We start from the raw sequence: 25,245 nt of genomic DNA, 5'->3' as shown, positions 1-25,245 counted from the left end.
AAGCCCCCAAAACCTTTCGGTGTTGAGGGCTTGCCGATGGGTGTACGGGCGGAGGGACTCGAACCCCCATGCCTCGCGGCGCCAGATCCTAAGTCTGGTATGTCTACCAATTCCACCACGCCCGCTTACAATTGGACTGCAAAGGTAATTAGCAATTTTTATTAATCCAAAGATGCTAGAAAATTAAATAATCAATATCGAAAATTTTATACTTATTGATAGTTAAATTATGCCTAAACCTCTATTTTTGTACACTAATATCAAACCTATGGCTGAAAATAGATCCAATTTTAAAAATTGGTACATCTACTTGCTAACATTTCTTTTTACGGCTATTATCATTTTTGTCTTTTTAAGTAATTATTACCATTAATATGCAAGAAATCGACTGGTTAGTTTTGTTACTTACAATTGGTGGAATAGTTGCCTATGGCAGCTGGAAAGGCAATCAAAGCAAACAATCCCTTCAAGGATTTTTATTAGCAGACCGCGCTTTACCTTGGTACCATATTTTATTATCGGTGATGGCCACTCAGGCTTCTGCAATCACGTTTTTATCGGCACCCGGTCAAGCCTATACAGATGGCATGCGATTTGTTCAATTTTACTTGGGTTTACCCATTGCTATGATTGTCCTTTCCATCACCTTCATCCCTCAATATTATCAACTTAAAGTTTATACAGCTTATCAATTTTTGGAAGAACGATTTGATGCCAAAACGAGAATTTTAACGAGCTTTTTATTTTTGATACCTAGGGCCCTTTCTACGGGAGTAACAATTGCAGCTCCATCCATTATTTTATCTACGCTTTTAGGTTGGGATTTAACTTGGACCAACACCATAACCGCCATCATCGTAACGACTTATTGCATGTTGGGTGGTTCAAAAGCGATTTCCTACACACAGATGCTTCAAATGTCGGTTGTATTGGTTGGAATGGTGATAGCAGGCGTTTATATCATTTTACAATTACCCGAAGAAATAGGACTAAATGAATCGTTGCACATCGCAGGAAAATTAAATAAAGTCAATTTAATCAATTGGAAATTTGACCTCAATGACCGTTACAATATTTGGTCAGGTATTATTGGTGGATTTTTTCTGCAATTATCGTATTTCGGTACAGACCAAAGTCAAGTAGGAAGATACCTCACTGGCCAATCGGCCACAGAAAGCAAAAAAGGATTATTGTTAAATGGATTTCTGAAAATCCCCATGCAATTTTTTATCCTGTTGGTCGGAATATTGGTTTTTGTATTTTATCAATTTGAAGAACCTCCCATGTTTTTCAACAAGAATACCGAAAAAGTTTGGAAAAAAAATCCTGCTTATCAACCATTGGAAGTTGAAAAAAACAACGTTTTTCTGGAGAAAAAATCAGAAGAATTAATCTTAATTCGGGCAATTAAGCAAAATAATGAGAAACAAATAGACCTTTCTAGAAATAGACTGATTCGATTAAATGAAAATCAAACACAAATCGTTACCAAAGCAAAAGAAATACTAGTCAAACAAAATGCCAAAGTTGAAACGCAAGACACAAATTACATTTTCTTGCGATTTATTACGGATTATTTGCCTGTTGGATTAGTGGGTTTTTTAATTGCCATGATATTATTATCCTCCATGGGTTCGATGGCTTCTGCATTTGGCTCCTTAACTTCTACCACCATGGTAGACATTTACCAAAGGTTTATTCGACCCGAAAAAAGTAATCAGCATTATTGGTGGACATCCAAATTTGTCACTTTAGGTTGGGGTATTTTATGCTTGTTCGTTGCACAATTTGCTGTCAATATGGGTAGCCTTATAGAAGTTGTGAATATTTTGGGATCATGGTTTTACGGAACTATTCTAGGCGTGTTTTTATGTGCATTTTATTTGCCCAAAACAAAAGGCACAGAAGTTTTTTGGGCAGCCATCATGGCTGAAATCATTGTCATCTATGCTTGGAAAATCGATTTGATGGCTTTTCTGTGGCTAAATGTGCTTGGCTGCTTGTTAGTGATATTGTTTGCCTTAACTTTGAATCAAATTTCGAGTAAAATCAATTCCAAAAATTAGAGCTGATAATGTTATTCAATTCCATCCATTATTTGATTTTTCTTCCCATTGTTTACACCATTTTTTGGCTAATTCCATATTCTAAGAATTTCAAAAACATTATTCAAAAACAAAATTTCCTACTACTTATTTCATCCTATATCTTCTATGCATTTTGGGATATTCGTTTTTTATTATTGCTTATTTTTTCCACATTTTTAGATTACTTTTCGGGCCTAAAAATTTACCATTCTGAAAATCCAAGGAATAAAAAAATATGGTTTTGGATAAGTATCATCAGTAATTTATCCGTTTTACTTGTTTTCAAATACTTCAATTTCTTTGTCGCGAATATCTCCAACTCTTTTGAATCAATCGGGATTCATGTGAATATCATTACCTTACAAATCGCATTACCAGTTGGGATTTCTTTTTACACTTTTCATGGAATATCCTATGTGATTGATATTTTCCAAAATAAAACGGAACCAGAAAAAAACCTGCTAAACTATTCGCTTTTTGTATGTTTTTTTCCATTGCTAGTCGCTGGACCCATTGAACGTGCGCAACATTTAATACCCCAACTTAAAACCCTAAAAAAATTCAACCGTCAACAATCGGTAATGGGTTTACAACAAATTCTTTGGGGCTTTTTTAAAAAAATAGTGATAGCTGATAATTGTGCCATTTATGTGAATCAAATTTTCAATAACTACAACGAACACAATAGTCTCACCTTACTTTTGGGAGCCGTCCTTTTTTCATTTCAAATCTATGGTGATTTTTCTGGCTATTCGGATATTGCTTTGGGATCAGCTAGATTATTTGGCATCGAATTACTCAATAATTTCAATTATCCCTATTTTTCTAAAAATATCGCTGATTTTTGGAAAAGATGGCATATTTCCTTAACCTCCTGGTTCAGAGATTACCTCTACATACCCATGGGTGGAAATAGAGTTTCGAAACTCAAACAAATCTACAACACCATTGTTGTTTTTACCGTTAGTGGATTTTGGCATGGAGCCAATTGGACATATATTTTTTGGGGATTCCTAAATTCCATTTTTATTCTTCCCAATAATTTAGCTCTAAAATTACCTGCCTTCCATAATCAACAATCCTCATTCACTCATAAGATGGTTTCAAGCTTTCAAATAGCGTTCAACTTTCTGTTAATCTCTTTGATTTGGGTATTTTTTAGGAGCCCTGATATCGGCAGTGCATTTGATTTTATTTTTCAAATTTTCACCAAAGATTTCTCCATAATGATAAGTTTAATGGGGAAACGACACCTATCGCAAGTCTTGATTTTGATATTTAGTTTCTATGCATTCGAATTCATAGGAAGAAAACATTTGTGCCCACTTTATCAAGCCAATCTTTGGAAATCCAAGACCTTAAAGTGGATATTTTATTACATGATTATTTTCCTGATTTTGTATTATTACAGAGGTAATAGTGAATTTATCTATTTCCAATTCTAAAGCAATGAAAAAATTCCTTCGCGACATTGCCACGTTCGTCAGCCTATTTTTAGTATTGTTTCATATATATCCCGAAATAAGCTTTTACACGGAATATTATAAAAAAAACGTAGCAGGTACAGAAATTTATGAGGCCATCACGCAAAGTTTGTCCAAGCATAAACAAAAAAAATTAGTGATTGGTGATAGTGTTGGTAAGCAGATATTGGATGAAGAAATTGACTCAAGTAAATATATTTCATTGTGTACCAATCAAGCCATTTCCATGGCTGGACAATTTATTTTATTAAATAATTACATATCAAACGGAAATAACATTGACGAAGTTATCTTGATCATGCATCCTTTGAGTTTTAGAAATAATTTAAATCAAAACTTTACTTATAATTACTTTATAAAACCATTTTACACCGAGGAAAACAAAAAATACTTGGATTCTTACACTGTAAATCAAATTAAACAGATCCCCTTTTTTTACTTAGCCAACTACCATCCCATAAAGGTAAGCTTATGGTCGCCCGACTATCCAACAGAAAAAACAACCATTGGTATTTCAACTATATCAAAAATATATTTATCAAAAATCATTCAACTTTGTGAATCCAAAGGAATAAAATTATCCATTCTTTCTCCACCCATAAATGAGGATTTAAGAAAAGAAATAGGTCAAATTCAACAAGAAATTCTCCTCGCAAACCCGACCTATTTAAAACCCTATATCGCAGGCATACACTATTATTCAAAAAAATATTATTTGCCTGATAATATCCATTTGCAAAAGTTTGATTTTTATAAAAAGTTGATCAATTAATTCGAATACTGAATTTTACAGGAACAACAGGTTTTTCGTCAAAAGAACGTTCTTTTTTTATGGCATCAACGACTTCCATCCCTTTGCTTACTCTGCCAAAAACAACATAATTTTTATCATACGGTTTTGCCTCTTCGGTATTTGAAACAATAAAAAATTCGCTAGGAGAAGATGATTTTTCAGGGTTTCCTTCATCATACCTCGCCATGGCTATTGTCCCACGAATAGGCTTCAGGTCATCAATATACTCGGCAGGGACCAAATAATCCAAACGATCAAAATACTCTCCACCACCTTGGATACCCGAATCGTAAATATTGCGATAGAAATACCTATCATTAAAATACCCCATTTTCACTAGTCGGATAAAATTAATTCGATGCAAAGGTGTGCGAGAGTCTAATTCAATTTCAATATTTCCCAAACGAGTTTCAATGACCACTTTATTTTCTGGAAATTGATCTTTGAGCTGATTCAATTGTTGAGCAACTTGTTGAGGAGCTAATTTCCAATCCGGTTGACAAGCAACCATTGATACAAATAACAAAAGAAGAATAAATTTGGGCATAAAAAAGGGGGCTTAATTGCCCCCTAATTTAATTCAATTTATGGAAATTGTAAATTAAGCTACTTTTTTTCTAGTGAAATAAAGTACAGCAAAAACAACAATTAAGATAGCTGGGAAAATCATCATGTTACTTAAAGTAGCCTGACCAGCAGCTAAATCCGCAGCATCACCTACTAAACCTTCAGCCACTTTTACCGCTTTATTTTCATCAATCCATCCACCAATGATTGGTTGGAACATAGAAGAAGAGAACATTCCAACTCCACCCATGATTGACAAACCTAATGCACCTGTTTCAGGCATAGATTCTGCTACAAAACCTAACATATTTGGCCAGAAATAACAAATACCTAATGCATAAATAAAGGCTGCAAAATACAAGGTAGAGCCTGACATAGTACTCATTAAATATAAACCAGTTAAAGCGAAAATAGCAGATCCTAAAAGAACACCCACTGTATTGATTTTAGCGATAAGCGGTCCAGCAAAATAACGACCAACAGCCATTAAACCTGTTACCAATGCTAAAATTAACATCGGGCTAGCACCTGCTTTCGACAAAATTGGAGCTACCCATTGTTGAGGACCAAATTCTGAAATTGCTGTTAAAGCCATACAAGCTAACATAAACAAGTATAAAGGATTCAACATTGCTTTGAAATTTCCAAGCGTAGAATTTTCCGAAGATTTCGGTTTAGGGAAAGTTTGACCGAAGAATAAGTACGCATAAATAGCAGTAGGAATAAGAATCACCCAAATTTGAGCTTGCCATGACATTGCTGCATCAGTCATGAATTTAGAAATCAAAGATCCAACAACGATACCACCCGGGAACCACATGTGAAAACGATTTAACTTGCTGTTCATTTCGTTACCCGTGTAAGCATCTGCAATCATTGGATTACATGCTGCTTCAGTACAACCATTACCTAAACCGATCAACAAAGTTGAAATCAATAAGGTGTTGTAATCCACTGCATAAATAGTTAACAAAATACCTAAAGCATGTGCAACTAAAGCAATTTGCATGATCAATTTTGGACCTACTGAAGTGTAGAATACTCCACCCAAAATCATTGAGATTGGAAAACCTAAAAACCACATTTGGTTAATGTGACCTAATTGGACGTTGTCCAAACTTAATTCACTTCCTAATTGTGGCAAAATACCTGCTCGTATACTAAAAGAAAAAGCAGTCGTGATGAGCGCAAAACAACTCGCTAAAAAAAGACGGTTGGCATTAACTGTTTGGTTCATAAGAATTTAATTTAATATAAAGGTTTAGAAAAATACTCAATCTTGAAAAATTTAAATATTTTATAAAAAAAATCAAGTCAAAAAAACGAAAAGATTTTTAATAATTCACAAAAAAATCAAAATATTTTTAAAAAATTTAAAAAATCCACGCGAAACATTGCCCATTTTAATCAAATTATGCCCTATTTTTGTGTAAATACTAAATCTTAAAAATTATGATTCAAGGTGGTACCTCTACCCTTTCCAAAAGTCGCCAAAGTCGCAAATTAAAAATGGGAATGATTGGCGGAAGTTTAGAAGCATTTATCGGAGCTGTTCATCGTAGGGGAGCTCAATTAGACGGGGAAATCGAATTAGTTTGTGGGGCATTTAGTTCTAGCCCAGAAAAATCCAAAGCAACAGGTGAAGCTCTTTATTTGGACGCTAACCGAGTTTATGCTACTTATGAAGAGATGATTCTGAAGGAAAAAGAATTGCCAGATGGTGAACGAATGGATTTTGTTTCCATCGTTACTCCGAACCATATTCACTTCCCGGCAGCAAAATTCGCATTGGAAAATGGTTTTCATGTCGTATGTGATAAACCTGCTACGTTAAATTTAGCGGAAGCCAAAGAATTAAAAAAAATCATCGAGAAATCTGGATTAATTTTTGCCTTAACACACAATTACACGGCTTATCCATTAATCAAGGAAGCTAAACATTTGGTTGATACAGGTGAATTAGGGGAAATTCGCAAAATTATTGTAGAATATCCACAAGGTTGGTTAATTGATTTAGTAGAAGCAACAGGTCAGAAACAAGCAGCTTGGAGAACAGATCCAGAAAGATGTGGAGCCGCTGGAGCCATTGGCGACATTGGTACTCATGCTGAAAACATCATTGAATACATTACAGGATTGCATATTGATGAATTATGTGCCGACTTAACGATTTTCGTGGAAGGCCGACAATTGGACGATGATGGCAATATATTAATCCATTACAACAATGGTGCGCGAGGTGTCTTGCATTGCAGTCAAATTTGCAATGGCGAAGAAAACGATTTTAATTTCCGCATTTATGGTTCAAAGGCTGGATTAGTTTGGCATCAAATGGATCCAAATACCATGGTCATTAAATCTAGAGATGGCGGAAGTAGAAATATACGAACAGGTGTAGGCAACTTATCTCCTCAAACTAACGCACATACTCGCCAACCCGCAGGACATCCAGAAGGATATGTGGAAACTTTTGCGAATATTTACCGAAATTTCGCATTAGCCGTTAGAGCAAGATGGGAAGGTAAACCTCAAAACCCTATGTATGATTTTCCAGGTATTGAGGAGGGAATCAATGGAATGGCATTTATTGAGAATGTCGTTCGTTCGTCGAGAGACAATCAAAATAAATGGACAAAATTTGAAATTTAATATTAATTATAATCATGACGAAAATTAAAGTTGGAATTGTAGGTACAGGTTTCATAGGACCTGCACACATTGAGGCCTTAAGAAGACTACCCAATGTGGAAGTTGCTGCACTTTGTGAAGTAACCATCGAATTAGCGGAAGCAAAAGCGAAGCAATTGGGCATAGGTCGTTGGTACACTTTTGAGGATTTATTGAAACAAGATGATATTCAAAGTGTGCATATTTGTACTCCCAATTTCTTGCACTTTTCGCAATCAAAAGCTGCCTTATTAGCCGGCAAACATGTTGTATGTGAAAAGCCTTTGGCGAAGGATTTACATGAAGCAGAAGAGTTAGTTGAACTAGCTGCTAAATCCGGATTAGTTAATGCCGTTCACTTCAATTTACGTTACTATCCATTGGTTCGCCAGATGAAAACAATGCGTGAAAAAGGTGACTTAGGTCAAATTTTCTCTGTCATTGGTAGTTATTTGCAGGATTGGTTATTTTACAACACGGATTACAACTGGCGTTTAGAGCCAGACAAATCAGGTGACTCAAGAGCGATCGCTGATATTGGTTCTCACCTTTTGGATATCATTGAATACATAACAGGTTTAAAAACAGTTGAGGTAATGGCTGATTTTAACACGGTACACCCTATACGTAAAAAACCATTAAAGCCGGTAGAAACCTATTCTGGTAAAATGTTACAACCCGAAGATTATGCGGATGTACCTATCAATACCGAAGATCATGCCAATGTATTATTGCGTTTTGACAATGGTAACAGAGGTTCTGTGACGGTTTCACAAGTATCGGCTGGTCGTAAAAACCAATTGAAATTAGAAATTTCGGGATCTAACCAAACATTTGCCTTCAATTCAGAGGCGCCAAATGAACTTTGGATAGGAAATAGAGATAAAGCTAATCAAGTTTTAATGAGAGATCCATCCTTAGCATATCCTGAGGCAAGAGATTTAATGACTTTCCCTGGTGGACACAATGAAGGATTCTCCGATACATCGAAGCAATTGTTCAAAGAAGTTTATGCAGCTATTGAACAAGGCAAGCAACCTGAAACACCTAGTTTTCCAACGTTTGCAGATGGATATAGAGAATTATTAATTTGTGAAAAAATATTAGAAAGTACTCGTAAACAAGCTTGGGTTAAAATTTAATCGATTCAACTATGCAAACAATTAAAGGACCTGCTATCTTTTTAGCGCAGTTCATGGGCGATGAAGCTCCATTTAATAATTTAGAAAACATTTCCACTTGGGTAGCCTCTCTAGGTTACAAAGGGGTACAAATTCCTTCATGGGATGCTCGTTGCATTGATTTGCAAAAAGCAGCAGAATCAAAGACCTATTGCGATGAAATCAAAGGTATGTTAGCTTCAAAAGGCTTGCAAATAACCGAACTTTCTACGCACTTGCAAGGTCAATTGGTGGCTGTAAATCCAGCCTATGACTTAGGATTTGATGCATTTGCACCTGATGCAGTGAAAGGAAATCCAAAAGCAAGAACCGAATGGGCAGTTCAGCAATTAAAATATGCCGCTAAAGCTTCACAAAATTTAGGTTTAAATGCACATGCTACCTTTTCAGGATCGTTGATGTGGCACACCGTTTACCCTTGGCCACAAAGACCTGCTGGATTAGTGGAGCAAGGTTTTGCAGAATTAGGAAGACGTTGGATGCCTATTTTAAATACGTTTGATGAATGCGGAGTTGACCTTTGTTATGAAATTCACCCAGGTGAAGATTTGCACGATGGAATTACTTTTGAAATGTTTTTGGATGAGGTAAAGGGTCATAAACGTGCCAATTTACTGTATGATCCATCGCATTTTGTTTTACAAGCCTTAGACTACAAACAATACATCGACTTTTATCACGAACGCATCAAAATGTTCCATGTGAAGGATGCAGAATTCAATCCAACTGGTAAACAAGGTGTTTATGGTGGCTTTCAATCTTGGATAAATCGCGCAGGACGTTTCCGTTCCTTGGGTGACGGACAAGTTGATTTCAAGAGCATTTTCTCTAAATTAACTCAATACGGTTATGAAGGATGGGCTGTTTTAGAATGGGAGTGTTGTATCAAAGATCCTGTTCAAGGAGCGACAGAAGGCGCACCATTTATTGCTTCCCATATCATCAAGGCAACTGAAAAAGTATTCGATGATTTCGCGGGTACAGGAGCAGATGAGGAGTTCAATAAAAAGATTTTAGGACTATAATTAAGGTAAAAGGTAATAGGTAATAGGTAATAGGTAATAGATTAAATTCCAACTTTGGTATTTTTTGACAAGGTAGGCATGTTGAATAATCTTTGTGTCTTTTGTGTTAAAAACAAATCCCGTATTTAACTCAAAGATGCCATTCTCCTTATACCTATTACCTTATACCTATTACCTTTTACCTTTTACCTATTACCTACCTAAATACATACACAAACCAAGCCGCTGATAACAAAACTACATTTTTAACAATGTATTGTCCCGTAAGGGTTAAAGTCATAAACGACTGCCAAGTTTCATTTGGCAGAAAAAATATAGGAAGAAAGGTTGTAACCATGTGTCCGAGCATGATCCAAAAAACAAATTTGGTCAAACGTGGAAACAACCACAGAATTCCAATCATGCATTCTCCAAAACCCAATAGGAGTAAAAATGTCTGAATAGACATAAATGGTTGAAGTGTGAGATTAAATAATTTAGTCACCAACTCTTCCGCTGGAGAAACGCTATAAACCTTCAACAAACCAAACCAAATATACACCAAGGCAATCAATACTCGATTCATCCAAGATGCAATCGTCAACTTGCCAAGAAATTGTTTGCTAACTAATTCCATGAGGATATGATTTTAAACACCGCCCATTTTAAAATTAAAATGGACAGTGTAAAATTGATAATTAAAAAAATATTAAGGAATGACTTTAATCAGATAATTTAATTAGCTCCATCAGATTTTGCCCTTTTAACAGCAAAATCACCAATGGTTTTTCCATGTTTAGAACCCATTGAACAGTCTATTCGAAAATGAATCATCCCGTACACTCTGGATTCAGATGCCTCTTGTGCATAGGCATTAAAAGCACTTGTTTTATCAGGAAAAAAAGCACTTAAAACAGTCGAGGCAGCAAAAGAAAAAGTAGAATGGCCTGAAGTATAACTCGGAAAATTCGGTAAACCAACAGAAGTTTTCAGTCCAAATTGTTGAGGCCGTGGACTGTAATAAAAATACTTTGTATCCCAACAAGCAATTCCTGCATCCATTAAGGCGGTTCCTACATATGCCAACATTCGAGCCATACGAATTTCTGAATATTTAGAATCAAAACCTGCTTGACAAGCATACCTATGCCAATGCCCTGGAGGGGTATACGAACCAGGTCCATCCGCCCAATAATTAGCAATGGAAGCTTGTGTACGCGTTTGATTAGATAGGATATTTTGTAATTCTTCCAAATCCTTTTTAAATTCAGTAGAACCTTCTAAATAAGGTTTTTCAGGACGAATGGATTCCAGAATCGGTCGATCAAAGTTCCATGTTTTAACTGCTCCATAGTTAGGTAACATAGGAGGTCTTGCAGGTATTTCTTGACTCATCCAAGGATTAACAAAGCCAATGGATTTAGCATGACTAATTAAATCCGGAACAATGGTTTGATTATTGGCAGCACTCATTCCATCCGTTTTTGCTCTAGCCATTACCTTGGCGGCAACAGAGGTGCCAAGTGATAAACCTGCAATTACATCAGAACCGACATTTATTTTTGCCCAAATGGGCACATTTTTCGCTTCCTCCAATTTTTGTTTCAGAAATGGCCCTTCTCCAGGGAACATCGCCAATAAAACAGTATAACTTGCTTGAGAAACTACTGCATATTCAGAAGGATAACTTGGTAATGTAGAGGTTGGTAATAATGGTTTTATGGATGCATCTGATACATAAGGCGCTGACCTTTTGTATTGAAATTTATATTTCCATGCGGCAACCAATGCATCATATTGTACCACACTTAGATACGCTAAAGCTCTAGCAGTATAGGGAGGATTCGCAAAGGGGAATTTGGGATCCGCCAAAGGATCGGCAGCATTTGGAACAGGATAAACTCCTGATGAATTAGCTGCTGGAGGAATATTGTATTTCGCAGCCAATTCCCTTCCAATTTCATTCCAACGTAATACAACTCCTGCTCCCCAATATTGAACAGCTTCCTTCTGAGCATCTGTAACAACAATGGTTTTAAGTGAATCGATTTCTTTTTTGTATAATGGATCCGAAATTAATACGGGAACACTAATACTAATTTCAGAAGGATCATTCAACACAAAGGTTTTCCACCCCCCCGCTGTTTCATCAATGCTAGTAGGATTATAAGGAACAAAACCTACTTCATTGACACTTTTGTCGCACGATATAAACAATATTGCGACCCATATGGATATTATATATTTCATTTGATTACAATTTAAATTGGTATAAAATACCTAAAGAATAAGTGGCACTTTGACCGATATTCTGACCATCAATAACGTATGCGATACGTGCATTAACTCCCAAAGCTTTTGGCTGGTATTTACCATATATACCCACCGATGTCATTGTCATGTCATTTGTCAAAAAAGGCATGTCATTACGGCGAATATCATCTCCTTTGGTGCAAGAAAAATGTTCGGCAAATAATTCCAATTGGTTATCCTTTTTGAGATAACCAATTCTTAAAGCCGCATCAAACGCATCTGGTACAGGCACTTGATTAGTATTATACAACTTTCCGCCAGCTAAATAAGCATCACGATCCGCCTTAACCATTGACCTAGCTTGATACGTAATTAAACTATTTACATAAACATTCTTCGATAGATTGTAAGAAATAATACCTCTAGCAATTAATGTTTTAGCACCTAAACCAATGGACATTGGCATAAAATCAGGGACATAATTTGACACCGGAATACTGAAACCTAAAACTCCATGTGCAACAAGGCCATGATAGGCCTTTGTTTTAGCTTTAACAAACACAGAGGCATCTTGAAAGCCTTGTTGGCCTAACAAATTACCCTGGCTGGCATCCGTCTTCAAATAAGGAATCATCGCAATTACATTCAAATCACGCTTAATTCCTACAGCAAACATGGCGGTCATCGACTGAGTTGTCAAACGTCCAATATTAGGATTATCACGCTTTAAGCCATTTTCCCAATAATTCGTCCAAGAATTATTACCATAAATCAGTGCACCGCAAACTAATTTTTTATTCATATAAATAGCATCATGAGGCATTTGTGCCATCAATTTGCCCACCATTATGAAATAAAAAAACAAAAGATGAATACCTTGTTTTTTCATAGTTAGAAACGTTGAGAAATCGTTGCAGATAATAAATAATCAGCAAAAGCAGCATCTCCGTGCTTATTATTGGCCCAATCACTTGCACTTTTGATTCGGTTTCTTTGTGTGGCCAAAGGCAATGAAACAAAGAGCATGGTATTATGACGTGTATAACTAACTCCTGGCTCAATTGAGAAAATATAACCTGGGCGACGGAATCCATCGCTTTCTCCGATTAAATCATAAGCTGGAATACCTTCAATTCTAGCTCCCAAAGTTGCTCCAATTCCTGCTTTTGCAGAAACAACATAATTTAATCCAACCCTACCTGCATATTGATCAGCAACCGAATGATATTTAACCATTAAATCAGTTACGGGTTTGTCTGGAGCATTTTGAAGTGTTGTATTGGTGTTACGAGGATTAGACAAATAAAATGCGTTGTAATACACGGAAGTACGAGTAAACAATTGTTGGTATCCTTGGATTTCAAGATTAATCCCTACACCCCCATCACCTAATTGAATGGATTGATCTACCGCTTTTTCAACCGTGTAATCTGTTCCGTCTGATTTTCTTCTGTGTACAACATCCATCACATTACTATTACCAGTCGGCAATTTAACGCCAAAACCTAGGCTAAAATTTCCTTTAGCATGCTTTAACGGATCTAATATCCAATAAGAAGCCGTCAAACGTAAATCGCCAATACCATTCGCCATCGTGGAGAATCTTTTTTGATCCGGGTTTCCTGATGCAGCATTTCCATAATGCTCATACATAGAAGATCTTAAATTGAAGTTGATCGGCAAATTGGCCGCCAATGAAAAACGATCAGTAAAAGAATAGGTAATTCCTAAATCCAAAGACTGCGTATCATTGATGACATTATTATTAGCCGCTTCCCTTTGGGGTTGATAATCAGCACCTACAAAATGTTTATAAGAATGTAAACTACGAAAACCCAATGCCACCTGCCAAGCACCCGGATGCATCATAGCATTTGTATTGGTACCTGTACCAACTGAGCAACTCATATGACGAACTGCTACACAACCTTGACCGAAAGAAATGGAAGTAAACACTCCTACACAAAGGAGTGATAATAAAATATTTTTCATTTTGCTTAATTTTTAAAATAATACACGATTTCCTGAGACGTATTTGTCCTAGGCTTTAAAGAGAATCAATAAAAATTAAGCTTGCCGCGGTGGCGAGAAAAAATCAGACGTAATGTCTTGAGTAGATAAAATGGGATGAATGGGTGAAGAAAATTGAGCTGGCCATTCCAATATATAAAATACCCAGCCAGATGTCTGAGCACAATATTCTTTTACTAGGGTATTGATTAATTTCGTTTTGGTTGGACTTTTTTCCGGCTGATCAGACAAATGTTCATTTACTTGGTTAGCTAAATCAAAAAAGTTTTCACGAGCACTTCTATCAGCTACCAAAGTGGTATATAATGTATCATTTTCCATGATTTGCTCCTTCATTTGATAGAAGTCGTCACCATCACGTAATTCACCTTTTACATCTTTTGGAGCCTCCCAGTTAGTTTGATATGGCAACGAAATAGGAATTTTAACCACAAGCGTTTCTGTATTTTCGCTTTCAGAAACGATTAAATCATTATCAAAAATATATTTCAAAGCAAAGCCACCTGCTTGATAAAGCAGTACACACATCAATAAAAGAGATAGGGCTTTTTTCATAAAATCTCCCAAAATTAGGCTATTTTTCAATAACTGTACCTAATTCTTGTGAAATATTTTTTTGTATTTCTTTTAAACGAATAAAATCAGCTAGTAATTCATTGATATGATCAGAAGATGTATCGGCAACTTCGAGAGCATTTAGTACCTCTTGCAATTTTTGATCATTATAAACTTTCCGCAAGCGCAAGACATTTTTATAGGCTAAATCCTCTAACATATCCTCCTCTCTACTTACTCGAATATCGTGCTTATCTTTCCATTCGTCAGATAAATTATGTTTTTCAGAAGAAAAATCAATGGCAATCTTTTGAATATCTTCTTCCGGATGGTGCAAAAAGAAATCGGGACTAACTTGATTTCTTTGTTGTAATTCGATTTTACATATATCCAAAATTTGCTTATAAATGGGGATTTGGAATTCAGTCGACTCCAATTCATCAATCATATAATGCGTCAGGGTTAGTCCTGGTGCTGCCTCGGCATTGATTTCCAAATGCCCAAAATTCATGATTAATCGAATGCATTCTGATTCTTGATAGAAAGCTAAATTTTGTACTTGAGCTGGACTCTCGTGATCAGTCGGTTCAAAGAGACCTTGTAATTCTTGGTATTCTTGTGCACTTAATTGTTTATTCCCCTCCGTATTTTGACCATTAGGACGTTGTTTAATTCCCTTTAGATGAATTTTATTTAATTCGGAAATCAACACATCTTCCTCCAATCGCATCAAAGAGGCCGTTTTTTGAATAAACAGACTTCGTTGTATGGCATCCGGTATCTTAGAAATACTTTGAACCATTTCTTTGATTAACTCCGATTTTTTGAATGGATCATCCCCCGCCTCTTTCATAAATAAATTGGCTTGGAAAGAAATCACATCTTTTGCTTCTTTTTTGATGTATTCCAAAAAGGCTTCACTACCAATTTTACGAACAAAACTGTCGGGATCATTTCCTTCCGGAAAGACAACTAAATTAACTTGCAGACCTTCTTCTAATATCAAATCCATCCCTCGAAGAGCCGCTTTAATTCCAGCTGCATCTCCATCATAAAGAACTGTCACATGTTTCGTGAAACGAGCAATCAATTTTATTTGATCTGGCGTCAGGGAAGTACCAGAGGACGCTACCACATTTTTTATACCAGCTTGGTGCAGTGAAATTACATCCGTATATCCTTCCACCAAATAGCATACATCTAAATTTCGGATTTCGTTTTTGGCTTGAGCGATTCCATAAAGAATGGAAGATTTATGGTAAACCTCGGTTTCAGGCGAGTTCAGGTATTTAGCTTGCGATGATTTACTCGCATCACTTTTCAAAATGCGAGCTCCAAAGGCAATCACTTTACCCGAAACATTGTGAATAGGAAAAATTACTCGATTTCGAAAACGGTCATAAACCTTACCTTCCTCGTTTTTTTGGGTAACTAATCCCGCTTTTTCAATAATTTCTTGACTATAGCCCTGCTTCAAAGCAGTTTTAACAAATAAATCCCAAGATTCAGGACTATAGCCTAAATCAAAGGTTTGTATCGTTGCATCTGAAAAACCACGCTCTTTGAAATAAGGCAAAGCAATGGATTTACCTTCATCAGAGTTGAGTAATTGATTTTTAAAAAATTCTTTGGCATATTCTAAGATGATGAATAAACTTTCACGTTCATTTTGACGAATCATCTGATCGTCTGTCATCTCCTCTTCTTGAATTTCTATGCCGTATTTTTTGGCTAAATGTCTTAAGGCTTCTCCATATCCCAATCCTTCCATGTCCATAATAAAACGAACAGAATCACCGGCCTTACCACATCCAAAACATTTATAAATTCCTTTACTCGGTGAAATAGAAAAAGAGGGTGTTTTTTCTCCATGAAAAGGACAACACGCCCAATAATTAGCTCCTTTTTTCTTTACAGTAACATAATCCCCAATGACATCCGCCACGGCAGCCGTTTGCTTAATTCGATCAACGGTTTCGGGATTAATTCTCATATTACAATAATAAACCTGCTAAGGTTGCTGATAAATAACTGGCCAAAGTTCCTGCAATCAATGCTTTAAAACCCAATTTCGCCAAGTCACTTCTTCTAGAAGGTGCTAATTCACCAATACCACCAATTTGAATCGCCACTGAACTAAAATTAGCAAATCCACATAACGCGAAGCTGGTGATGGCAACTGTTTTAGGATCTAATGTATGCTTGATTTTAACCATATCTAAATAGGCGACAAACTCATTAACGACCATTTTTTTACCCATTAATGCTCCTGCTACTTCCACATCAACCGCAGGAACTCCCATTGCAAATGCAAAAACAGAAAATACTTTTCCTAAAATCAAGTTCATAGATAAGGTAGGCAGTCCAACCAAATTTCCTATTTGACCTAAACCTAAATCGACCAAAGCAATCAAAGCAATAAAACCAATCAGCATAGCAATCACGTTCAATCCTACCTTTAAACCTTCGCTTGCACCTGCTGCAATTGCATCAACTAAATTGGCATGCGATTTTTGAATTTCTAACTTAACTTCTCCATGTGATTCCGACTTAACAGTTTCAGGGAACATAATTTTGGAAATTACCAGTGCACCTGGAGCTGCCATCAAACTTGCAGCTAATAAATATGCAGCAGGTACTCCCAACGAAATATATACAGCCATCACTCCACCTGCAATACATGCAAAACTACCCGTCATGGATGCCATTAATTCGGAGTTCGTCATGTTTTTCAAATAAGGCTTGATCATAATTTGAGCCTCCACTTGACCAACAAAAGTAGATGCCACATTGGACAATGCCTCCGCTCCACTAACACCCATTAACCAATGTACACCTTTGCCTAAAACGGAAACAACTCTTTGTAAAACACCTAAATGATAGAACATATTGACCAAAACCGCCACAAAAATGATGGTAGGAACCACTTTAAAAAAGAAAATATAATCATTTCCTGCTCCAAAAGCCTTTGTCATTAAACTACGATCCACCAAAGAACCAAATACAAAAACGGCGCCTTTATCTGCTTGTCCCAACAAGGTATTAATGGAATCACCCAACCAACGAAAAGTAGCTTGTCCAACTTCTGTTTTTAAAATAAAAACGGCTAAAATAACTTGCAATAGTAAGCCTACTCCAACGGTTCTATAATTAATCGCCTTTCGGTTATTCGACATTAAAAACGAAACGCCCAGAATAAGCACTATTCCTAAAAGGCCAGTAAATCTTTCCATAATATATTGGTATTGGTTAATTTTTGGTTTCTAAATTATGTGTGTATTGATTGAAATTAATTTCATTAACTAAATCATTCTCAGCTAAATGATAAAATTCTTCGTGAATATTGAATGGGGTATCACTTTGAATTTTCCAGTAGGTTCCATCTTCTTGCATTTCATAAGAATTGACAGAATCACGTAAATTCCAATCCAAAATGGTAATGGCTAAATTTTTAGATCGAGTGTTCACTAATTCGAACAATGATTCTATTCTTCGATCAAAACTCCGAACCATTACATCTGCTGAACCGCCATACACTTTGGGTTCACCCGCATTATGGAAGTAATACAAACGTGTGTGCTCCAAATAATTACCCACAATGGATTTAATGAAAATATTCTCAGAAAGGCCTTTCCGTTGTGGTTTTAAACAACAAACTCCACGAATGATTAACAATATAGGTAATCCTTCATTGGATGCAGCATAAAGTGCCTCGATGACTTTCTTATCCTGTAGGGAGTTGATTTTCCAACAAATACCTGCCGGAATTCCATTTTTGAAATTCGCCACTTCCTGTTCAATCATTTCCACCAACCGATTTCGCATATCTCTTGGCGCAGTAATTAAATGTTCGTAATGCGTCGGCATGGAATGACCCGTAATTACATTAAAGAACTCTGAAATGTCTTGCGTAATTCTTGAATCGGTGGTTAATAAACCAATATCAGTGTACAATTTGGCTGTATCTTCATTGTAATTTCCTGAAGATAAATGGGCATAACTCATCACATGTGTTCCTTCATTTCGAATAACTTGTAATAATTTGGTATGCGTTTTTAAACCTGGGATTCCGTAAATCACAAAACAACCTGCCTTTTGTAATTTGGTAGCTTCTCTAATATTATTTTCTTCATCAAAACGAGCCTTTACCTCAAACAAAACAGAAACGTGTTTACCTTGTTCGGCAGCACGTAACAAGGCATTGGATATTCGAGAATGCTTAGAAATTCGATAAAGAGTAATTTTGATAGCCAAAACATTGGGATCATCCGCTGCTTGCTCCAATAACTGGATCACTAGCTCAAAATTATTATAAGGATGGTGTAATAAAATATCCCCACGACGAATCGTATCAAAAATATCATCAATTTTCACCGACTTTAAGCCCAAAGGCGGAACCACGGCATGTTGACTAGGTAATTGAGCTTTAAACTCAGGATGCTTTAATATTTGCCAAAATGCTGTAAAATCAAGAATGGAAGTTTTTACAAAAATATCCGATTTTTCCAAGGACCAACGCTTCAGCATTTCATCCAATAAATATTCGGAATGGTGTTCTTCCACTTCTACCCGAGTAACACGACCCAATCGGCGATCTTTGATTTTTTTCTTGATTTCATCCACGAAATCTGTTTCAGCATCTTCATGTTCTACCACATCAAAATCGCCATTACGCGTAATTCTAAAAAGTGTTGAAGATTCTATATCGACGTTCCGATACAAAACCTGAAGATGGTGACGAATAATTTCCTCAATGGGAATAAATAATACTTGATCTTCTCGTTCAATCACATAAAATCTCGCCAAATTCAAGGGAATTTGAACAAAAGAAATCTTATGGTCTTTATCAATCTTACCTTTCCCATGTTTTTTTTCCGAATACCCCACCGTCACTACTCCAAAAATCAAGGTTTTCGCTAATAAACTCGGAAATGTATGCGTATGGTCAAAAACCATTGGAGTTAACATCGGATAAATAGTTCGATGAAAATAAGTTTCAACCTCCATCATCTCCTCTGAATTGAGGCCGTCCAAATTAGCAGCCAATGTCAGACCATTATCAGGAAATAAGGGTAAAATTTCTTCTCTAAAAATCCGATGCTTTTCAACACTAAATACTTGAGCCTCAGAAATTAAAGTATGTTTAAACGGCATTAAGGTTAAGCCGGAATAATCCGTTCTTTCTTTACCAAAATCAATGTAATTATAAAGAGAGCCAACACGAATTGTAAAAAACTCATCTAAATTAGATGCCGTAATGGCCAAAAATTTTAATCGATCGAACAAATTTTTGGATGAATCTCTGGCTTGATCCAGTACTCTTTCATCAAATTTTAACCAAGATAAATCACGTGAAATGAATTTTGACTTAGCGATAATCTCTTGCGATTTCAACAAAGTCTTATCGGATTTTTTATGCTTGGGCTGAGATACCGTTAAATTGATTTTCCAATTTTTGGGTTGTAAGAACGACAAAAGATTCCCTTTTTGGGAATCTTTTGAACTTACCTTATCATGATCTCCAGTAGTAAGACTCATATATTAATCATTATTTTGTTGATCCTTTATTGCCTCGTAATCGGAGCCCAAACGACCCACTTCCTGCATTAAATACTTTTGCAATTCAATATTAAAAAAACGTTTTTCTTCTTCGGAAAGTGATGCATAATAATCTTTTAATTCTTGATTAATTGCCGCTTTTTCTAAATCAGAATGCGCATTAATGGCTCTAACATGGTAGGATTTAAAATCAAATTCCATATCCTACACGTCAACCTTAGCGTATTTAGCATTTTTTTCAATGAAATCTCTACGAGGAGCAACTTCATCACCCATTAACATAGAGAACAACAAATCTGCCTCAATGGCCGAATCAACTGTCACTTGTTTTAATGTTCTTGATTCTGGATTCATCGTAGTCTCCCACAATTGTTCAGCATTCATTTCTCCCAAACCTTTATAACGTTGAATACCCACACTTTCCTCTTTCCCACCACCGGCTAATTCACGAATGGCTTCATCTCTTTGTTGCTCTGTCCAAACATAACGAACCGCTTGTCCTTTTTTCACTTGGTATAAAGGAGGTTGAGCGATATAGATATATCCATGATCAACCAATTCACGCATGTATCGGAAGAAGAATGTTAATATTAAGGTACGAATGTGACTACCATCAACGTCCGCATCGGTCATGATAATGATTTTATGATAACGTAGTTTTTCAATGTTCAAAGCTCTTTCGTCACCATCTTTACCGAAGTAAACGCCCAAAGCAGTGATCATGTTTTTGATCTCTTCGTTCTCATAGATACGATATTCCTGCGCTTTTTCTACGTTCAAAATTTTACCTCTTAATGGTAAAATTGCTTGAAAAGCTCTATTTCTTCCTTGCTTGGCAGTTCCACCAGCTGAGTCCCCTTCGACAAGGTATAACTCGCAAACATTGGGATCTGAATCAGAACAATCGGCCAATTTACCCGGTAATGAATTCGAGCCTAGGACCGTTTTTCTTTGAACCATTTCACGAGCCTTACGAGCCGCATGGCGTGCCTGTGCTGCTAAAATAACCTTGGCTACAATCTGACGAGCCTCTTTAGGATGCTCTTCCAACCATGATTCCAACATATCTGACATAGCAGATGAAACCGCACCGGAAACTTCACCATTTCCTAATTTGGTTTTCGTTTGACCTTCAAATTGAGGTTCAGCTACTTTGACCGAAATAACAGCTGTCAAACCCTCACGGAAATCGTCACCTGCGATATCAATTTTTAATTTATCTAAAGCACCAGATTTATCAGCATAATTCTTCAAGGTACGTGTCAAGGCTCCACGGAAACCCGCAACGTGCGTTCCCCCTTCAATGGTATTAATGTTGTTTACATACGAAACCACGTTTTCCGTGTAAGACGTATTGTACATCATGGCCACTTGAACGGGAACTCCATTTTTATCACCTTCCATGTAAATAGGCTCAGATAATAATGGCTCACGTGTTGAATCCAAGAACATAACGAACTCACGAAGTCCACCTTCAGAGAAAAATTCTTCCGTTTTCGCAACACCATTTTCATCCAGTTCACGTAAATCCGTTAATTGAATACGGATACCAGCATTCAAGAAAGATAACTCGCGCAAACGACCAGCTACTGTCTCATATTTGTATTCAGTAACCGTAAAAATGGTCTCATCTGGCTTAAATAAAACCGAAGTACCAGTACGATCAGTTGTTCCAACTTCTTTTACTGGATATTGAGGAACACCAATTTTATATTCTTGTTGGTAAATTTTACCATCTCTACTATAAACCGTTACTTTCAAATCAGTCGACAAGGCATTCACACACGAAACCCCCACCCCGTGCAAACCTCCAGACACCTTGTAAGTATCCTTATCAAATTTACCACCAGCGTGTAGTACTGTCATTACAACCTCTAAAGCAGAACGCTTCTCCTTGGTATGCATTCCGGTTGGAATACCTCTACCGTTGTCTTCAACCAATATAGAATTATCCGTATTGATCGTTACGTTGATTTGATCACAATGACCTGCTAAAGCTTCGTCAATGGAGTTATCAACTACCTCCCATATCAAATGATGTAGACCTTTAAATCCCGTATCACCAATGTACATGGATGGACGCTTACGAACCGCCTCTAAACCTTCTAATACTTGAATATTATCTGCACCATAATTTGCTCTATCCTGAGCGGCTGAATCTTGTGCTTCTGACATAATTTGTATAAATGTTATTTTTATAGCCTTCTAAATTTATAGAGACTATCCTTTATTTGATTATTAAATTTCAATCTTAAAAATACAATTTTTTCCTTTGAAAAACTAAATTATTAGCAGAAAAAAACGAGCAGTAATTTTAGTGTTTGAAATGACGAATTCCAGTCATGACCATCGCAATGCCATTCGCATCACAATATTCGATGGAATCCTTATCTTTGATAGAACCACCTGGTTGAGTTACGGCAACAATTCCTGCTTTTCCCGCAATTTCAACACAATCTGGGAATGGGAAAAACGCATCAGATGCCATCACAGATCCTTGCAAATCAAATCCAAATTCTTTTGCTTTCTCAATGGCTTGCTTCAAAGCATCTACACGAGATGTTTGACCAACTCCTGAAGCCAACAATTGGCCTTCTTTAGCTAATACAATTGTATTCGATTTCGTATGCTTGCAAATTTTCAATGCAAAAGCTAAAGCACGCTTTTGCTCTTCCGTTGGTGCCATTTGGGTAACTGTTTTAAAGTCTTCTACACCTTCCATCACTAAATCTTTATCTTGCTCCAAAACACCATTCAACAATGTTTTGAACATTACTTTTGGAAAATCTTGCGCATTTCTTTTTAACAAAATACGATTTTTCTTGGTCCTTAAAACTTCCAAAGCCTCCTCAGTAAACCCTGGAGCTATTAATATTTCACAAAACAATGGATTAATAGACTCGGCAGCTGCCTTGTCAACCGTTTGATTCGTAGCCAACACGCCTCCAAAAGCAGAAATCGGATCACAAGCCAAAGCTTTTTCGTATGCTTCTTGTACACTATTTCCTGTCGCTACTCCACAAGCATTCATGTGCTTAATAATCACAAAAGCCGTTTCTGCAAATTCATCCAACAAAGTCAAACACGCATCCACATCTACTAAATTATTATATGACAATTCTTTTCCATGTAACTTATCAAAAAGACTTTCTAAATCACCGTAAAATTTTCCTTGTTGATGTGGATTTTCACCGTATCTCAAAGAATGAGCAGGCAAAGCTTTATAACTTGCCAAATCCGCCACTTCACCCGCAAAATAGCGTTGAATAGCTCCATCATAATGAGAAGAAACCGCAAATGCTTTTTGAGCAAAACTTCTTCTTTGATCTAAGCTTGTCGCTGCACCATTCTCAGAAAAAATGGTAAGCACCTCTGCGTATTGATCGCGAGAGGATACAATTAAAACATCAGCAAAATTTTTCGCTGCACCACGAATTAATGATATACCACCAATATCAATCTTCTCAATAATATCTTCATCTGAGGCACCAGAAGCAACAGTTTCTTCAAATGGATACAAATCCACCATCACCAAATCCAAAGCTGGAATTTCATATTGTTTTGCTACCTCAACATCCGAAGGTAAATCGCGACGATATAAAATACCACCAAAAACCTTTGGATGTAGGGTTTTTACCCGACCACCAAAAATAGAAGGATAACCTGTTAAATCCTCTACAGGAATCACAGGAATCCCCATTTCCTCAATGAATTGTTGCGTTCCACCAGTGGAATACAATACAACTCCTGATTGATGAAGTTCTTGAATAATTGGCGCTAAACCGTCTTTGTAATAAACTGAAATTAAGGCTGATTGAATTTTCTTTAATGACATGGGGCTTGTAATAAATGGAAGCCCCAAAGGTACGAATTAAAACAAAATTCGACTAATTTTTAGATTTCTTATTCCTTAATTTTTCGTATCTCAATAATCCTTCCAAATAATAATAATCGGCATAAATCAAAGGTACATCGATTTCAGAATTCAAACCTTTTGCTCCCACGCAGTGCTTGATCAAGAAATTATTATTTTCTCCAAGAGCTGCACGGTAGGCAGGACTCGATAAGGATTCCAACATTTTAACCGCATCAGCGTAGTATTTTTTACCTTTAGCACCTGAATACGTGGATAATTCCAACAAAGCAGAAGCGGTAATTGCTCCAGCGGAAGCATCTCTTTCTTCGTTAGGCATGTTAGGAGCAAAGAAATCCCAATAAGGAATTTTATCGGATGGCAAATTCGGATGATTCAAATAGTAATCCGTAATTTTCTGCGCAAAATCCAAATATTTCTGATCCTTTGTTTCGCGATACATGGTCACATATCCATAAATCGCCCAAGCATGGCCACGCGTCCAAGTCGATTCATCTTGATATCCTTGATGTTGTTTTTTGGCCAAAACTTTTCCATCTATATCGTAACAAATCACATGATAGCTAGAAAAATCAGGCCTAAAATGATTTTTTATCGTATTATCAGCATGTGTAATAGCTATTTGACGAAACGAGTTATCTCCCGTTTCTCTTGATGCCCAAAACAATAATTCCAAATTCATCATGTTATCGATGATAACCGGAAATTTATATCCGCCTTTGAAACTGTTCCAAGATTTAATCAAACCAATATTTGGATCAAAACGAGAAGCCAATGATTTCGCCGACTGAATCAAAACTTTCTTAGCTTTTGGATCCTTTGTTAATCGCAATTCATTCCCAAAAGAATCAAACATCATGAAACCTAAATCATGGGTTCCTTTGTTGTATTGCTCTTTTTCAACAGCGGCAGTCCATAATCTTGCCGCTTTTTCCCATTTAACATCCTTGGTTTTTTCATACAAATACCACAATCCACCCGGGAAAAATCCAGAACACCACCAATGGGATGGCATATTTCGATAGGACCCATCTGCTTTTGCCGAATGTATGGTTACGCTCGTATCTGGATGATCTGCCAACATACGCTCATATTGTTGACCAGCTAATTGAAATTGCTTATTAACATCAATTTTTTGTGCAAAGACACTACTGGATAATAAAACGAATAAAGGAATTAATTTTTTCATA

General features: G+C 36.5%; 20 protein-coding genes and 1 tRNA gene. 6 read left to right on the top strand and 15 right to left on the bottom strand.

Annotation, left to right across the window (positions count from 1 at the left end):
- Positions 1-43: 43 nt before the first annotated feature.
- Positions 44-125, bottom strand: a tRNA-Leu gene (locus tag V7S76_RS02795).
- Between the two features lie 249 nt (positions 126-374).
- On the opposite strand from V7S76_RS02795, the gene V7S76_RS02790 reads away from it, so the two are divergent.
- Genes V7S76_RS02790 through V7S76_RS02780 form a run of 3 tightly spaced genes read left to right on the top strand, consistent with a single transcriptional unit; the run spans position 375 to position 4,343 of the window.
- Positions 375-2,066, top strand: a complete 1,692-nt coding sequence (locus V7S76_RS02790; RefSeq protein WP_459508487.1) for a sodium:solute symporter family protein — start codon at positions 375-377, stop codon at positions 2,064-2,066.
- A gap of 8 nt (positions 2,067-2,074) precedes the next feature.
- Positions 2,075-3,532 carry an MBOAT family O-acyltransferase gene (locus V7S76_RS02785; protein WP_459508486.1) on the top strand — a complete coding sequence of 486 codons (1,458 nt, stop codon included), beginning with the start codon at positions 2,075-2,077 and terminating at the stop codon, positions 3,530-3,532.
- A 4-nt stretch (positions 3,533-3,536) separates the two neighbouring features.
- A complete protein-coding gene (locus V7S76_RS02780) occupies positions 3,537-4,343 on the top strand; it encodes a hypothetical protein (RefSeq protein ID WP_459508485.1) in 807 nt (268 codons plus the stop codon).
- Here V7S76_RS02780 and V7S76_RS02775 read toward each other — a convergent pair.
- On the bottom strand, positions 4,336-4,890 hold the full coding sequence (locus V7S76_RS02775; protein ID WP_459508483.1) for a peptidylprolyl isomerase: 555 nt from the start codon (positions 4,888-4,890) through the stop codon (positions 4,336-4,338). The two genes, V7S76_RS02780 and V7S76_RS02775, sit on opposite strands and share 8 nt — an antisense overlap.
- A 75-nt stretch (positions 4,891-4,965) precedes the next feature.
- A complete protein-coding gene (locus V7S76_RS02770) occupies positions 4,966-6,168 on the bottom strand; it encodes an MFS transporter (RefSeq protein ID WP_459508482.1) in 1,203 nt (400 codons plus the stop codon).
- 272 nt (positions 6,169-6,440) lie between these two features.
- Here V7S76_RS02770 and V7S76_RS02765 point away from each other — a divergent pair, with 272 nt between their 5' ends.
- From V7S76_RS02765 to V7S76_RS02755, 3 genes are read left to right on the top strand one after another with little or no spacing between them, the layout of a single operon-like run.
- Positions 6,441-7,580 carry a Gfo/Idh/MocA family protein gene (locus V7S76_RS02765; RefSeq protein WP_459508607.1) on the top strand — a complete coding sequence of 380 codons (1,140 nt, stop codon included), beginning with the start codon at positions 6,441-6,443 and terminating at the stop codon, positions 7,578-7,580.
- A 14-nt stretch (positions 7,581-7,594) separates the two neighbouring features.
- Positions 7,595-8,740: a Gfo/Idh/MocA family protein gene (locus tag V7S76_RS02760; RefSeq protein ID WP_459508481.1), complete on the top strand. Its 1,146-nt coding sequence runs from the start codon at positions 7,595-7,597 to the stop codon at positions 8,738-8,740.
- 11 nt (positions 8,741-8,751) lie between these two features.
- Complete coding sequence (locus V7S76_RS02755; protein WP_459508480.1) at positions 8,752-9,804, top strand: sugar phosphate isomerase/epimerase family protein; 1,053 nt, start codon at positions 8,752-8,754, stop codon at positions 9,802-9,804.
- 196 nt (positions 9,805-10,000) lie between these two features.
- Here the strand turns inward: V7S76_RS02755 and V7S76_RS02750 are convergent, their stop codons facing one another.
- From V7S76_RS02750 to V7S76_RS02695, 12 genes are all read right to left on the bottom strand, one after another.
- Positions 10,001-10,420 (bottom strand): hypothetical protein, encoded by a 420-nt coding sequence (locus tag V7S76_RS02750; RefSeq protein WP_459508479.1) that lies wholly within the window; start codon positions 10,418-10,420, stop codon positions 10,001-10,003.
- A gap of 98 nt (positions 10,421-10,518) precedes the next feature.
- A complete protein-coding gene (locus V7S76_RS02745; protein WP_459508478.1) occupies positions 10,519-12,033 on the bottom strand; it encodes a vanadium-dependent haloperoxidase in 1,515 nt (504 codons plus the stop codon).
- Between the two features lie 4 nt (positions 12,034-12,037).
- Positions 12,038-12,925, bottom strand: coding sequence for a hypothetical protein (locus V7S76_RS02740; protein ID WP_459508477.1), 888 nt, complete (start codon positions 12,923-12,925; stop codon positions 12,038-12,040).
- A 2-nt stretch (positions 12,926-12,927) separates the two neighbouring features.
- Complete coding sequence (locus tag V7S76_RS02735) at positions 12,928-14,028, bottom strand: hypothetical protein (RefSeq protein WP_459508476.1); 1,101 nt, start codon at positions 14,026-14,028, stop codon at positions 12,928-12,930.
- A 75-nt stretch (positions 14,029-14,103) separates the two neighbouring features.
- Positions 14,104-14,622 (bottom strand): hypothetical protein, encoded by a 519-nt coding sequence (locus V7S76_RS02730; protein ID WP_459508475.1) that lies wholly within the window; start codon positions 14,620-14,622, stop codon positions 14,104-14,106.
- 19 nt (positions 14,623-14,641) lie between these two features.
- Positions 14,642-16,615, bottom strand: coding sequence for a DNA primase (gene dnaG / locus V7S76_RS02725; RefSeq protein WP_459508474.1), 1,974 nt, complete (start codon positions 16,613-16,615; stop codon positions 14,642-14,644).
- Position 16,616: 1 nt separating this feature from the next.
- The gene (locus V7S76_RS02720; protein WP_459508473.1) at positions 16,617-17,855 is read right to left on the bottom strand and encodes a NupC/NupG family nucleoside CNT transporter; all 1,239 of its coding nucleotides are present in this window, start codon (positions 17,853-17,855) and stop codon (positions 16,617-16,619) included.
- A 16-nt stretch (positions 17,856-17,871) separates the two neighbouring features.
- Entirely contained in the window at positions 17,872-20,160 is a 2,289-nt protein-coding gene (gene ppk1 / locus V7S76_RS02715; RefSeq protein ID WP_459508472.1) for a polyphosphate kinase 1, read from the bottom strand.
- 3 nt (positions 20,161-20,163) lie between these two features.
- A complete protein-coding gene (locus V7S76_RS02710) occupies positions 20,164-20,382 on the bottom strand; it encodes a hypothetical protein (RefSeq protein WP_459508471.1) in 219 nt (72 codons plus the stop codon).
- A 3-nt stretch (positions 20,383-20,385) separates the two neighbouring features.
- Positions 20,386-22,356 (bottom strand): DNA topoisomerase (ATP-hydrolyzing) subunit B, encoded by a 1,971-nt coding sequence (gene gyrB / locus V7S76_RS02705; protein ID WP_459508470.1) that lies wholly within the window; start codon positions 22,354-22,356, stop codon positions 20,386-20,388.
- Between the two features lie 139 nt (positions 22,357-22,495).
- Positions 22,496-24,016, bottom strand: a complete 1,521-nt coding sequence (purH, locus tag V7S76_RS02700) for a bifunctional phosphoribosylaminoimidazolecarboxamide formyltransferase/IMP cyclohydrolase (RefSeq protein ID WP_459508469.1) — start codon at positions 24,014-24,016, stop codon at positions 22,496-22,498.
- A 52-nt stretch (positions 24,017-24,068) separates the two neighbouring features.
- Positions 24,069-25,244 carry a glycoside hydrolase family 88 protein gene (locus V7S76_RS02695; RefSeq protein ID WP_459508468.1) on the bottom strand — a complete coding sequence of 392 codons (1,176 nt, stop codon included), beginning with the start codon at positions 25,242-25,244 and terminating at the stop codon, positions 24,069-24,071.
- Position 25,245 lies beyond the last annotated feature (1 nt).

The sequence above is a fragment of the Aquirufa sp. ROCK2-A2 genome (assembly GCF_054558485.1).
This window is presented reverse-complemented; position numbering and strand designations above follow the sequence as displayed.